Below are 13,563 nucleotides of genomic sequence, written 5' to 3'. Positions count from 1 at the left end.
GACCCTTTTTGATCAGCTATCGGGCAGTGTCGAGTTCGTGTTTATCTGCCCGATGTGGGGAGCTTCGCTATGAAGCTCTGCCGGGCGCCGGATGCCGATCCAGGTCGCCTCCTGCGGTACCTTCGTCCAGCGATCCCACCTGCAGTTCCTTCACGACGATCTCGCGGATGGCTGTCTTCAGCAGCTTCCCGGTCGCGGTATGCGGCAGCTCCTCGACGACCAGCACATCGTCCGGAATACTCCATTTGGGGATCTTACCCGTGTACAGTTCGACCATGTCCTGACGTGAGAAATTCATCTCCGGCTTGAGCTGCACGATGAGCACCGGGCGCTCGCCCCAGCGCTCGTCCGGCTTGCCGACGACAGCGGCCTCTTTGATGGCCGGATGGGCCTGGGCAATATTCTCCAGCTCGATCGAGCTAATCCATTCGCCGCCGGATTTAACCACATCCTTGGTGCGGTCGACGATCTGGATAAAACCATCGGCATCCATGGTCACGACGTCGCCGGTGTCGAACCAGCCCTCGGCCGCGTGCGCCGGGCTGATGGGGCTGTTGTAGTAGCCGGCAGCGACCCAGGGGCCGCGCACGAGCATCGAACCGAAGCTCTTGCCGTCCCTCGCGATCGGCTCGCCATCGGCGCCCTTGATGCAGAACTCCATGCCGAAAAGCGGCCGTCCCTGCTTGGCCTGCAGCGCCAGTTTCTGTTCGGCCGGTAGTCCTTCGTGCTTCGTCTTCAACGTCGCGGCGAGGCCGATCGGACTGGTCTCGGTCATCCCCCAGGCGTGCCGGACCATGACACCCTTGTTCTGGAAGCGGCTGATCATGATCGGAGGCGAAGCGGAACCCCCGATCGCGACGCGCTTCAGACTTGTGAACGATTGGGCGTGCGAGTCCATCCAGTCCAGCAGTGCGAGCCAAACGGTCGGCACACCGGCGGTAAATGTCACGCCTTCCTGCTCGAACAACTCATGCAGGCTGGCGCCGTCCAGCCTCGGCCCCGGCATAACAAGCTTGGCGCCGACCATCGGTGCCGCGAAAGGGACACCCCAGGCATTGACGTGGAACATCGGCACGATCGGAGAGGCCGAATCCAGGGCCGAGAGTCCCAGCACATCGGGCAGCGCGCAGGTCATGGCGTGCAATACGCTGGACCGATGGCTGTAGAGCACGCCCTTGGGCTCGCCCGTAGTCCCGGAGGTGTAGCACAGGCCCGACGCAGTATTCTCATCGAGATCCGGCCACTCGTATTCGTCCGATTCTCCCGCGATCAGTGTCTCGTAGCAGACGAGACCGGGAACGATCTCGGATTTCGGCATATGGGCTTCGTCGGTCATGATGACGACGGCCTTCAGGTCCTTCAGCCTGTCCGCCAGCACTTCGAGGATCGGCAGGAACGACAGGTCCGAGAAGAGGATCCTGTCTCCGGCATGCGCAATGATATAGGAGATCTGCTCTGGGAAGAGGCGCGGGTTGATCGTGTGGCAGACGAGGCCGGATCCGGACACGCCATAATAGAGCTCCATGTGCCGATAGCCGTTCCAGGCCAGTGTTCCGACCCGGTCGCCGTTTTCGAGGCCGAGGCGTCCGAGGGCATTGGCGAGCTTCTGCGCGCGCCTTGAAAGCTCGGCATAGGTATAGCGGTGGATCGGCCCTTCCACCGTGCGCGATACGACCTCCGTGTCGCCGTGATAGGCCGCCGCGTGTCGCAGAATCGACGACACGAGCAGCGGCGAGTGCATCATCTGTCCAAGCATCACATTTCCTCCCAAGGAATTTCTGATCAAAGCAGTTCGGCTTCGATATCCATCAAAGACGCTGCCCCGCTGATGATTGCCGCCTCCAGCCAGAGCGTCTGCGGCAGCACCCGCTCTGCGAAGAACGTCGCGGTCGCCAGCTTGCGGCGATGAAGCGGAGTCTGTCCGGTGGCCGCCTTGGCCGCCATCCGGACCCACACCCAGCCGAAGGCCACGAGTGCGAAAAGGCGCAGATAATCGGCGGCGGCAGCTCCGGCCTCCGCGGGCGCGGCTCGCGCCGCGAGAAGGTGGCGCGTCGTGGTTTCCAGGCGGCCGAGCGCCTGGGCAGTGGCCTTCGTGATGACACCCGCTGCGGGTAAATCCGCAGCTGTACGCAGATCCTGCTCGATGAGCGCGAAAAAGCGCGAGGCCAGCGCGCCATCCTCCATCGGCAACTTGCGGCTGACGAGGTCGAGCGCCTGAACGCCGTTGGTGCCCTCGTAGATCTGCGTAATGCGCGCGTCTCGGACGAACTGCTCCATGCCCCATTCGCGGATGTAGCCGTGGCCGCCGAGCACCTGCTGCGAGGCCACGGCCGTCTCGAAGCCGAAATCGGTGAACGCTGCCTTCACAACCGGCGTGAGCAGTGCCACGAACCCGTCGGCTTCCCTGCGCGCGGCCTCGTCAGGATGCCGGGCGGCGATGTCCATTTGCATGGCGGTCCAGATCGCCAGCGCCCGGGAGGCATCGGCCAGGCTGCGGCCGGTCAGCAGCATCCTGCGTACGTCGGGGTGTTCGATAATCGCAACGGGACCGCGGGTGCCGTCTGAAGAACGGCCCTGAAGGCGCTCGCGTGCGTAGCCCGTGGCCTTCTGGTTCGCCGCTTCTGCGATGCCGAGTCCCTGGATGCCGACAAAAAGACGCTCGGCGTTCATCATCGTGAACATGGCGTTGAGGCCGCGGCCCGCCTCGCCGACGAGCCAACCGATCGCGCCGTCGTAGTTCATGACGCAGGTCGGCTGCGCGTGAATGCCCATCTTGTGTTCGAGCGACCCGACGGACATGTCGTTGCGCGCTCCGAGCGAACCGTCCTTCCCGATGAGGAACTTCGGAGCCAGGAACAGGCTGATGCCCTTGACCCCCTTCGGCGCGCCCGGCAAGCGCGCGAGGATCAGGTAGATGATATTGCCGCCGAAGTCATGGTCGCCGGAGGAGATGAATATCTTCGTGCCCTTGATCCGATAGGAGCCGTCGCCAACGGGCTCTGCCTTCGTTTTCAAAAGGCCGAGGTCGGTACCGGCCGCGGCTTCGGTGAGCGCCATTGCGCCAGTCCATTCGCCGGAGATCATCTTCGGCAGATAGGTCGCCTTGAGGTCCGAGTTCGCGTGGCGGGAGATCGCCTCCACCGCGCCTCGGGTGAGCCCGGGGAACAGGCCGAAGGACAGGTTCACTGAGGAGATCATCTCATCGACCAGTATCTGTACGACGCGCGGCAGACCCTGGCCGCTATATTCCGGATCGCCCGAAAGACCGGCCCAGCCGGCCTCTACGAATGCCCGATAGGCTTCGGGAAAGCCCTTCGGCGTGGAGACGGCCCCGTTTCCAAGCCGGCAGCCCTCCTCGTCGCCGGACCGGTTCAACGGTTCGAGCACGCCGACGCAGAACTTGCCAGCCTCATCGAGAATCGAGACAGCGAGGTCCGCGTTGACGTCTTCGTGGCCCGGCAGCCTCCGCATCAGGCCGTCGAAGTCGAAGACCTCTCCGAGCAGGAAGGTTATGTCGCTGACAGGCGGTGCATAGGATGTCATTGTTCTGTCTTTCTCTCGTCAGTTGCGCAGCGGCTTGCCGGTCGCAAGCATGTGCTTCACGCGGGCCACTGTCCCCGGCGTCCCGCACAGGGCGATGGACGCGCGCTTTTCCATCGCGGTAATCTCGTCCTCGCCGACCGGCTTCAGCGGATCGGCGCTGACACCGCCCGTCAGGGTGTCGATCAGGGCAATGCCAACGACCCGATCATGCGCTGTGGCGCGACCGGCGATCCCCTCGCTATCCAACAGGTTGCGAATGGCGGGCGCTCCCGATAGACCGGCCAACGCGATCTTCGGCCTTTCCGGAGCCGAGTAGCCGGGCACGAGATCCAACGCCTTCCGCTTCGCATCGGCGAGCAGTCGGTCCCGGTTCATGGTGATACCGTCGGTTACCCTCAGCAAACCGAGATTGCGCGCCTCGAAGGCGCTCCCGGAGACCCTGGCCGATGCGATCAGATTGAAGGCGGCGATCGCGGGCGCCACAGGGCCGTGCGGTGCGGCTGTCAGTGCGTACTGCCTGATCAACATCTCCTTGCAGCCGCCCCAGCCGGGGACGACGCCGATCTTCGTCTCGACGAGACCGATCGACGCCTCGGCATGCGCCTGGATTGCACTGCAATGGAGCAGGATCTCGCAGCCGCCGCCGAACGCCATCGCCGCGAGTGCGCCGACGACCGGGAACGGGGCATATTTGATCGCCCTGAAGGTAGCGTGACCCCGATCGATGAAGGCATTGCCAGATGGGCCGCGATGCCGGAACCCATAACGCCCGCGCCGATCACGGCGGCTTGGGCAATCACCCTCATCAGGCCGCTTCCAGGACCATAGCGATGCCTTGTCCTCCCCCGATGCACTGGGTGGCCAGCCCATAACGTCCGCCATCGCGCTTCAGCACGCTCGACGCCTTGCCCACCAGACGCGCGCCCGTGGCGCCGAGCGGATGACCGAGCGCGATGGCACCGCCATCCCGGTTGAGACTGGCCGGATCGATCCCGAGATCGCGACAGCAGGCGAGGACCTGCGCGGCGAAGGCCTCGTTCATCTCCACAACGTCGAGGTCAGCCACGGAGATGCCGGCTCGCTTCAAGGCCTTTCGGCTCGCCTCGACAGGTCCGATGCCCATGATCTCTGGAGCACAACCCGTAATCGCGTAACCCGCCACACGCGCTAGCGGATCGAGCCCGTGCCGCCTGACGAAGTCAGCGGAGCAGACGAGCGTCGCGGAGGCGCCATCGGTGAGCGGCGACGAGTTGCCAGCGGTAACGGAGCCGTCGACCTTGAACGCCGTCTTCAATCCGGCAAGCTTCTCCGCATCCGTTTCCCGCGGACAACCATCGGAAGCGATATCGCCGACCGGGGATATCTCGGCAGCCAGCCTGCCGTCCGCCCGCGCCGCCAGCGCTTTTTTTTGGCTTTCGAGCGAATAGGCATCCTGCACCTCGCGGGAAAGGCAGTAGCGTTCCGCCAGGGTCTCCGCGGTAAGACCCATGTTGAGGAAGACGAGCCGCTGAGCATCCGTCCAACCGGGGTTGGGTTGAGGATTGAAACCCATCATCGGTACGCGGCTCATGGATTCGACACCGCCGGCGATGAAGGCGTCGCCAGCTCCCATGGCGATCGCGCCGGCGGCCATCTGGATGGCCTGCATGGAAGAGCCGCACCAGCGGTTGACCGTGGAGCCGCCGACCGATTGCGGCAGGCCGGCGGTCAGCGCGGCGCAGCGAGCGATGTTGAGCCCCTGCTCACCTTCCGGAAAAGCACAGCCGAGATTGACGTCCTCGATCTCGTCGGCCGGGAATCCCGCTCGGGCTACGAGCGCCGCGATGACGCTGGCAGCGAGATCGTCGGGTCGGACCGGGGCGAGCGCCCCCCTGTAGGCCGGAGCGAACGGCGTGCGCAGATAATCGACGATATAGGCTTCGGCCATTCCGGTCTTCCTTGATGTGTTAGTTATCGACCATCAGATCTGGGGCATTCTCGCGCCGTTGATGGCATAGGCATGGAGGACAGTTGAGCGAAGTAAGCTGCGAGATCATCAACGGGCGGTCCATCATCAGACTCGACACTCGGATTTCCCCTTGAAATTCAGACCGCCCGTTAAGAAGCGCCCGATCGAATCTAGAACCGGTAAGTTACTCCGACGCTGGTCAGGACCGGGTCGATGTCCAAACGGGTCCGGACAGGCGCTCCACCCAGTGAACCGGTGGCGTGCGTGGAGAAGGGAACGTATCGAACGTCGGCGTTCAGCATCCATTCTGCGCCAAGCTCATACCGAACACCCACCTGAGCCGCAGGCGCCCAACTGTCGTCAATGCTGAAATTAGCCAAAGCCCTGTCACGCGCATTCAGAAAGATGATCCGTCCGACCCCCACTCCCAGATAGGGATGAACCTTGCCAAGATTGTTGAAATGGTACTGGGCCGACAAGATGATGGGTCCATAGTTGACTTTGGCCACTGTTCCGAGCGGCTCAAGCGAACCGGCGCCGTCAATTTGCGCGGTCGGTGGTACGCCGAGAAACAAATTTCCGGCAATATTGGGCGTGACGAAATATCCGATATCAGCGGTCACCGTCGTTGCGTCTCCGATCCTCACATTCGAGCCGGGGACATGCCCTCCCGCCAAGGTGATGTCGGGCGCATTCTCACTCACCAAGACCCGGGTTGCATTCACACTTACTGCCCACCGCTTGAAATCTCCCGAGTCCTGGGCCCACGCAGGTTGAGGGGAGGCACTCAAGACGGCGAGAGCGGCGGTGTATTGCGCAAGCCTTGTATAGGTATGTGCTGCATTTTTTCTAATGAAATTATCCTCCCTATGGGCCGCCACTATTCTGGATCGGCATTTTTTGATGGATCTATACGGTTCCAACTGTCGTCCTATTTCTGCGACGAGTTAGCGGGCTGCCTCCATGTCGGTGCTGAGTGCGAGTTTCGTTTCCCCAAGAATGAGCTCGGCAGCTCTTTCCGCAATCATCATCGTCGGGGCGTTGGTGTTTCCGGCGACCAGCGTCGGCATCACCGAGGCGTCGACGACGCGAAGACCTTGCACGCCACGCACCCGGAGAGACGGATCGACGACCGACTGAGGGTCTCGTCCCATCCGGCATGTTCCCACAGGATGATAGATCGTCTCCGCTCGCCGACGGATATCCGCCACGATATCCGCCTTGCTCTGGACCGCTGGCCCAGGGACCAGTTCGGTTTTCGAGAAGGCCGCCATTGACGGCGCCGACAGAATTTGCCGGCCGATCTTCACCGCCGCGACCATGGTCTCGATGTCTTCGGGGGCAGAGAGATAGCTTGGATCGATCAGCGGATCGTCGAGCGGGTTGGGGCTTGTGAGCCCGATGCGGCCCCGACTCTTGGGGAGAAGATCGCAGACATGCAATGTATAGCCATACCCGAACGCAATTTCGCGCCCATGGTCCTTCAAAAGCGTGGGGAGAAAATGAAACTGTAGATTCGGCCGACTCCGCGAAGGTGTGCTTTTGACGAAGCCGCCCGCCTCGGCGACGTTGCTCGTTAAGAAGCCCTTTCGGAGGAAGGCGTAAGAAAACGCTCCGGACAGCGCACGCGGGATGAATGACGGTGCGATGCCGATCGGTGTATGGTCGTTCGCCTCATGCATGATTGTGATATCGAGGTGATCCTGAAGATTCTTTCCGACTGCCGGAAGGTCGACGACCACCGGAATACCGAATGCGTTCAGCTCGGCTGCGTCGCCGATACCGGAAAGCAGCAGTAGTTGCGGGGAATTGACGGCGCCGCCCGAAAGAATGACCTCACCCTCCCTGGTTCGCACATCGACGAGTTTGCCCCCCACGGCATAGGTCACGCCGACCGCTTTGCGGTCCTCCAGAATGATCCGGGTAGCCCGCGCGCCCGTGACTATCCGTAGATTGGGCCGGCCCTTGGCTTTGGAAAGAAAGGCGCGCGCGGAACTCCAGCGCCGGCCTTTGTGCTGGGTGACCTGGTACAGGCCGACGCCGTCCTGCGTCTCCCCGTTGAAATCGACGGCACGCGGAAACTGGGCCTGTTGTCCAGCCTCGACGAAGGCATCGCTCAAGGGGTTGCGGGTTCGCAGGTCACTGACGTGAAGCTCACCGTCGCCGCCATGAAACGCGTCGGTTCCAAATCTTTCGTTGGACTCCATTGCTCTGAATAGCGGCAGTACATTGTCATAAGACCAGATCGGATCGGCTGCCTCGCCCCACGAATCATAGTCATCCCGGTGCCCGCGAATATAGACCATCGCATTGATCGAACTCGATCCGCCAAGGGTTTTGCCGCGCGGCCAAAACAGCCGTCGACCGCCAAGATTGGCCTGTGGCTGTGTTTCGAATGCCCAATTGAGAGTCTTGCTCTTTGCCAGCAGCGCTATCCCGATGGGCATGTGAATCAGCGGGCTGCGGTCGGACGGGCCCGCCTCAAGCAGACAGACCCGCGTCCTGGGATTGGCTGACAACCGCTCCGCCAACAAGCATCCGGCAGATCCCGCTCCAACAATAATATAGTCAAACATCCTGATCTCCAGACGGCAGCTACCGACGCCGCTCTCTTGTTTCTCGATTCAACCCAAAAAGCGGACGGTTAGATTGATCAGCTTCTTTACGGCCGGGGTGTACGGCGGGAATAGAAGGCGCAGGACAGAGAATTTGTCTCTCAGAACCGCACGTTCATGGGAGAAGGCTTTGAAGCCGTAGAATCCGTGTGCCGTGCCGATACCGCTGTTGTTCACACCGCCAAACGGCAGGTTGGGATGCAAGAATTGGACGACATTGTTGTTCACGCAGACGCCACCTGAGCTGGTACTCAGTATGATATCCTCGCGAACGGCGGCGTCGTTGCTGAAGACATAGATGGCAAGCGGCTTTGGACCCGCGTTGATCGCATCGACAACGACGCTGATGTCATCATACTCGATGATCGGAAGAACCGGACCGAATATTTCTTCCTGGGAAATCGCCATCTGCGGCGTCGTCCCGCCGAGTATGGTCGGCGAGAAATAGTTCTGGCCTGGATCTCGGTCTCCGCCTTCCAGGACGGTCGCGCCGCGCGATGTGGCGTCATCGGCCAAGGCAGTCAGGCGCTCGAAATGCCGCCGGTTCACGATTCGGCAATAGTCCGGCCCGGTTTTCTGCTGGCCGTCCGTTTGCCCGTAGACCCGCCTGATCTCGAGCCGCAGCGCATCAATCAGCGCCGGGGCCTGGTCTCGAGCGACATAGACATGATCCGGAGCGATGCAGGTCTGGCCGTTATTGGCGAACTTGCCCCAGACGATCTTGCGAGCGGCTTGCTCGATATTCGCGGTCGAATCGACGATGGTCGGGGACTTGCCCCCGAGTTCAAGCGTCACGGATGTTAAATGTTTCGCCGCGGCCGCCATCACGATCTTGCCGACCTGGGGACTGCCCGTGAAGAAGATATGGTCGAAGGGCAGATCCAGCAAGGCCTGCGAAACCTGGACGTCGCCCTCGCAGACGGCAACCAGATCCCGGGGGAAGGTTTGCTCGACGATGTCCCTGATCAGGGCGGACGTCGCCGGCGTCAGTTCGGAAGGCTTGATGATGGCGGTGTTTCCGGCCGCAAGCGCGGACACCAGCGGCCCGAAACTGAGATTCACCGGATAGTTCCACGGGGAAATTATCAGACAGACGCCCTTGGCCTGATAGCGGACCTCGGCCGCGATTCCGAACATCCCCAAAGAGCCGTGAACCCGGTGCGGTCTCAGCCAGGATCGGAGGTGGCGCCGGGCATGCGATATTTCCTGATAGACCGGGAACAGTTCGGTCAGACGCACCTCGGATTCTGGCTTCCTGAAATCCGTGTAGAGAGCTCGGATAATCTCGTCTTCCCGGGTCTTCATCGTTGCCTTTAGTCGCGACAACATAGCCAGTCGCGCTTTTAGCGTGAATTTCGTCCTGTTCTCTACGGCCGATCGGCGGTGCGATGAGAACAGGGAATCGATCTCGCCGTCGCCGTCGGGATGAATCGGTGCCGCGGTGGTCGCGGTGACTGCATGAACGTTCACTCGGCCCTCCTCAAGGAATTCGCAAGGTTGCAAAGCGGGAAGACAAGTGTCCGCCCGAATGAGTCACCGATAAAGGTCATAATCTTCCTTGGTCGCGCCGCAGTCCGGGCAGTACCAATCGGCGGGTACATCTGCCCAACGGGTGCCAGGTGCCACGCCCGTATCGGGATCACCGAGGGCCTCATCGTAGATATGGCCGCAGGTCACGCAGTGCCATTTCGCGAACGGCACGGTTTCGACGGCACCTGACGGTTCCGCCTCCTGGTCGCCCTTGGTCATCGTTCGGCTCCGGAACCAGATTGAGGCCCCCCCCCCTCGTCTCCGACCTCGCCCGAGTCCAGAGGGATGAAATCGGCTTTGTCGCGCACTGCGCAATCGGGACAGGCCCAATCCTCGGGGATTTGCGCCCAAGACGTATTGGGCGGGAATCCCTCGTGGGCCTCACCCCTAAGTTCATCGTAGATGTAGCTGCAATCGGGACACTGATACCGCGCCATGGCGCCTTGTTCCTTTTGTCGACTTGAGTTTTAAAAACCTTCGGGACAGGCCGCTGACGAGGATGCGATCGCGCGGCACGCCCTTTTCAGGACGCCATCGCGGCCCGCGACTGCCGGCCGAGGAGACTCGGAACGAGCTCCTCGGCTAGTCGCCAAGGCAGGCGACTATTCGGCGGCCGCCCGCGTCGGCCGGTGTGAAGCAGCACCAAACTTGCGTTCGATCTTCTTCCTGCGCGCGCCGTCGATCTGAATCTTGCCAAGATCGCCGTCAGCCCATCCCACGACGCGGCGGTCCATGACAGATCGGAACACAGGCGGAATCAGCGCCATGAAGAACATGCCGGGGTAGCCGCTCGGCAACTCCGGCAGGCCCTCAAAGTCCCGGAGCGACTGATAGCTGCGGGTCGGGTGGGCGTGGTGATCGGAGTGCCTTTGGAGATGGAACAGGATCAGATTGGAGGCGATGTGATTGCTGTTCCAGGAATGCCGGGGCTGGGCGCGTTCATAACGTCCGTCCGCCATTTTTTCGCGCAACAACCCATAGTGCTCGATGTAGTTAGCGCTGGTCAGCTGCCACCATCCAAAGGCGATCTGGATAGGCAAGAACACCAGCAGCTTGGGGTCGGGTCCGAACGCCAGCAACAGGGACGTGTAAAGGACGATTGTAATCAGCAGCGGCGGGATGATTTCGTTGTCCAGGCTCCAGATTCCCTTGTTCAAGCGCTCCAGCCGCACCTTTTCCAGATTCCAGGCGCGCTTGAAGGCGCCCGGAATTTCGCGCAGCGAAAATTTATAGATGCTTTCTCCCATCCTGGACGTAGCGGGATCCTCGGGGGTCGCAACGTCGCGATGGTGGCCTTTATTGTGCTCGATGAAGAAATGGCCGTAACCCACCACGGCCAGAACGATCTTGGCCATCCAGCGGTCAAAGGCTTCCTTCTTGTGTCCCAATTCATGGCCGGTGTTCAGAGCCAGGCCGTTGACGATGCCCAAAGACAGCGCAAGCGCGACAACTTCCCACCAGGACATCGGCTTGGTCACCACCCACCATGCCGAGACGATGAGTGAGGCATAATGCACTGGGACGGTAAGATAGGTTAGAATTCGATAATACCGATCCGCCTCAAGACGAGCCACCGCGGCCTCGGGCGGGTTATTAGGATCATTTCCAAACAAGACGTCCATCGCCGGGATAACGGCGTACCAGACGACCAGCGTAAAGGCGTAAAACACACTCCACCCGGTCACGCTGACAAGGTAGAGGCCAATCAGCGGCGCCGCTGGCCAGACGACCGACAACATCCATAGATAGCGCTTCCTGTCGACATAGCGATCAGGCGCGGTATAGGGAGACGGATCTCGTGCGATGGTGCTCATCAGGTACTCTCCTCATCTCAATGAAGACACACTTCACTGGACTTATTAAATCGGCTCTCATTGCCCGTTCCCACCAAATTGGATTCATCAAGGTCACGGAACAACCCCACTAAAGTGTGGTTTTAGTCGGGTGCCTCTAAAATCCTGCAGCCTTTAACCGCGTGAGGCGATTCACTGCCACCGGCGAGAGCGGGAGGCAGCGATGGTACAGCACGGTTTCTTCGATGTGGATGAGCGGCTTGCGGCATTGTCGGCGGCGGGCGACCCGCTGGACCGACTGAGTGCGGTGGTAGACTTCGAGCTGTTCCGGCCGGTGCTGGATGCGGCCCTTGCGCGGTCGGATCGCAGCACGAACGGTGCCTCGCCCTGTGACGCCCAACCCGTCAAAACCTCTGTGCAGAGGTACTAGCGGACTACCTGTTCTCGGGGCGCCGTGCAGCCGGTGCGCTACAGTAACGCACCGGCTGAAACAGTGAACGGAGACGCCGGTTTAGTGCTGCGATTGCGGGGTGCGCACGACCAAGCCTTCGAGATCGCCGGACACGGTGATCTGACACGCCAACCGCGACGCGGCGGTGACACCCTCGACCATCTCCAACATCGAGCGCTCGGCCTCGCCGATTTCTGGCAGTTTTCCCGCCAGCGGACCCTCGATGTAGCAGTGGCAGGTCGCGCAGGCGCAGGCGCCACCGCAGTCGCCGTCGATGCCGGGCACTAAGTTGTCGACCGCCGACCGCATCAGCGACTGGCCGTTTTCGGCATCAACGCTGCGCTCGGTTCCGTTGAATTCGATGAAAGTGATCTTGGTCACGTTGTAACCCTTTTAGTGTTGATCCGCATCATGCGGAAATTCGAAAAAATTGGGGATGCGGCACTCGGCCGCGTATGAAATCATACCGCCAGCGCCTTTGCTTCGATGCTGTCGTCACCCAACTGCTGCGGCGACGGCGCCTTGCGGTCCCAGATCCAGCGCTTGGCCAGGGTGAACTCGGCCGGCCGGTTGACGGCGTCGACAGCCAGTAGCCGCCCGTCCTTTAGGTAGAACGCCGCAAACGAGCGCATCGCCATGTTGCCCCGGATCACGACCTGGTCGTAGCCCTGACTCAGACCGGCGGTCTGCAGCTTGAGTTCGTACTGATCGGACCAGAACCACGGCACCTGGTCGTACGCCAGCGGTTTACCGCAGATGTCAGCCGCCGCCGTTTTGGCCTGCTCCAGAGCGTTGTGCACGGATTCAAGACGCAAGCGCCGACCGTACAGGCGGCTCGGATGGTTGCTGCAGTCGCCGACCGCATAGACCCCCGATGCCGACGCCCGGCAGAACGCGTCGACGACGATGCCGTTGTCGCAGTCGATCCCGGCCGCCTGCGCCAGCTCGACGTTTGGCAGCAGGCCGACACCGGCGACGACCAGATCGGCCTCGATCCGGTCACCCGCCGTCGACACCACCACCGCCTTGCCGTCCCGGTCCTCGATCGCGCTGACCGCGACACCGGTGCGCAGATCCACACCAGCACCGCGATGAACGTTTTCGAAGAAGCCAGCGACCTCCGGGCTGGCGACGCGCGCCAGCACCATCGGCGCCATTTCCAGGACGACCGGCCGCAGCCCGTGCTTGATCGCGACTGCCGCCACCTCCAGACCGATGTAACCGGCGCCGACGATGACGATGCACGCGCCCGGAACGAAGCGGGGACGCATCGCGTCGACATCGGCGATCGTGCGCAGATAGTGCACGGCCGGGTGATCCGCGCCCGGACACGGCAACGGCCGCGGCCGGCCGCCGGTAGCCAGGATCATATGATCGTACGTCAGTTGCCCTCCGTCCGACAGCGTCAGGCTACGGTGCCCGGCGTCGAGGCCGGTCACCTCGATGCCCAGACGCACATCGACTCCCGCGCCCTCGTAGAAGGCGGACGGCCGCATCAGCAGGCGCTCGCGCGGCAACTCGCCGGCGAGGTAGGCCTTGGACAGCGGCGGCCGCTGGTACGGCAGGCTCTGTTCGGCCGTGACGAGGGTGATGTCCCCGTCAAAGCCACCCTGCCGCAGGCTGGCCACCGCCTGCCCACCGGCGTGCCCGCCGCCGACGATCACGACGTTCGCGCTCATTGCG

The 13,563-nt window shown here is 62.0% G+C and carries 12 protein-coding genes and 1 pseudogene; 1 reads left to right on the top strand and 12 read right to left on the bottom strand.

What is annotated here, in order from left to right:
- Window positions 1-67: 67 nt before the first annotated feature.
- The 10 genes from RN629_RS11040 to RN629_RS10995 all read right to left on the bottom strand — a co-directional run bounded on the left by RN629_RS11040 (window position 68) and on the right by RN629_RS10995 (window position 11,450).
- Complete coding sequence (locus RN629_RS11040; protein ID WP_281124267.1) at window positions 68-1,756, bottom strand: long-chain-fatty-acid--CoA ligase; 1,689 nt, start codon at window positions 1,754-1,756, stop codon at window positions 68-70.
- A 26-nt stretch (window positions 1,757-1,782) separates the two neighbouring features.
- Window positions 1,783-3,543, bottom strand: a complete 1,761-nt coding sequence (locus tag RN629_RS11035; RefSeq protein ID WP_281124268.1) for an acyl-CoA dehydrogenase C-terminal domain-containing protein — start codon at window positions 3,541-3,543, stop codon at window positions 1,783-1,785.
- Between the two features lie 18 nt (window positions 3,544-3,561).
- A complete protein-coding gene (locus tag RN629_RS11030) occupies window positions 3,562-4,413 on the bottom strand; it encodes an enoyl-CoA hydratase/isomerase family protein (RefSeq protein ID WP_281124269.1) in 852 nt (283 codons plus the stop codon).
- A complete protein-coding gene (locus RN629_RS11025) occupies window positions 4,349-5,470 on the bottom strand; it encodes a thiolase family protein (RefSeq protein WP_194917806.1) in 1,122 nt (373 codons plus the stop codon). The genes RN629_RS11030 and RN629_RS11025 overlap by 65 nt, the downstream gene beginning before the upstream one ends.
- A gap of 191 nt (window positions 5,471-5,661) precedes the next feature.
- Entirely contained in the window at window positions 5,662-6,372 is a 711-nt protein-coding gene (locus RN629_RS11020; protein ID WP_407035270.1) for an OmpW/AlkL family protein, read from the bottom strand.
- Window positions 6,373-6,438: 66 nt separating this feature from the next.
- Window positions 6,439-8,067 carry a GMC family oxidoreductase gene (locus RN629_RS11015; RefSeq protein ID WP_033964749.1) on the bottom strand — a complete coding sequence of 543 codons (1,629 nt, stop codon included), beginning with the start codon at window positions 8,065-8,067 and terminating at the stop codon, window positions 6,439-6,441.
- A 48-nt stretch (window positions 8,068-8,115) separates the two neighbouring features.
- Window positions 8,116-9,576 carry an aldehyde dehydrogenase family protein gene (locus RN629_RS11010; protein ID WP_081988692.1) on the bottom strand — a complete coding sequence of 487 codons (1,461 nt, stop codon included), beginning with the start codon at window positions 9,574-9,576 and terminating at the stop codon, window positions 8,116-8,118.
- 63 nt (window positions 9,577-9,639) lie between these two features.
- Window positions 9,640-9,855 (bottom strand): rubredoxin, encoded by a 216-nt coding sequence (locus tag RN629_RS11005; RefSeq protein WP_025549963.1) that lies wholly within the window; start codon window positions 9,853-9,855, stop codon window positions 9,640-9,642.
- A complete protein-coding gene (locus tag RN629_RS11000; RefSeq protein ID WP_348636854.1) occupies window positions 9,852-10,073 on the bottom strand; it encodes a rubredoxin in 222 nt (73 codons plus the stop codon). The genes RN629_RS11005 and RN629_RS11000 overlap by 4 nt, the downstream gene beginning before the upstream one ends.
- A 165-nt stretch (window positions 10,074-10,238) precedes the next feature.
- Window positions 10,239-11,450, bottom strand: a complete 1,212-nt coding sequence (locus RN629_RS10995; RefSeq protein ID WP_281124270.1) for an alkane 1-monooxygenase — start codon at window positions 11,448-11,450, stop codon at window positions 10,239-10,241.
- 202 nt (window positions 11,451-11,652) lie between these two features.
- On the opposite strand from RN629_RS10995, the pseudogene RN629_RS10990 reads away from it, so the two are divergent.
- A pseudogene (locus RN629_RS10990) lies at window positions 11,653-11,823 on the top strand (IS5/IS1182 family transposase); the annotation flags it as partial.
- Window positions 11,824-11,940: 117 nt separating this feature from the next.
- On the opposite strand, the gene RN629_RS10985 reads toward RN629_RS10990, so the two are convergent.
- Together RN629_RS10985 and RN629_RS10980 are read right to left on the bottom strand one after the other, a co-directional pair.
- The gene (locus RN629_RS10985) at window positions 11,941-12,261 is read right to left on the bottom strand and encodes a 2Fe-2S iron-sulfur cluster-binding protein (protein ID WP_025549965.1); all 321 of its coding nucleotides are present in this window, start codon (window positions 12,259-12,261) and stop codon (window positions 11,941-11,943) included.
- 80 nt (window positions 12,262-12,341) lie between these two features.
- A complete protein-coding gene (locus tag RN629_RS10980; RefSeq protein ID WP_281124272.1) occupies window positions 12,342-13,559 on the bottom strand; it encodes an NAD(P)/FAD-dependent oxidoreductase in 1,218 nt (405 codons plus the stop codon).
- Window positions 13,560-13,563: the final 4 nt, after the last annotated feature.

The sequence above is a fragment of the Facivitalis istanbulensis genome (assembly GCF_040560405.1).
GTDB classification, from domain to species: Bacteria; Pseudomonadota; Alphaproteobacteria; order Sphingomonadales; family Sphingomonadaceae; genus Sphingomonas; species Sphingomonas istanbulensis.
Note: the sequence above shows the minus strand (reverse complement) of the source record. Positions and strands in the feature narration are given on the sequence as shown.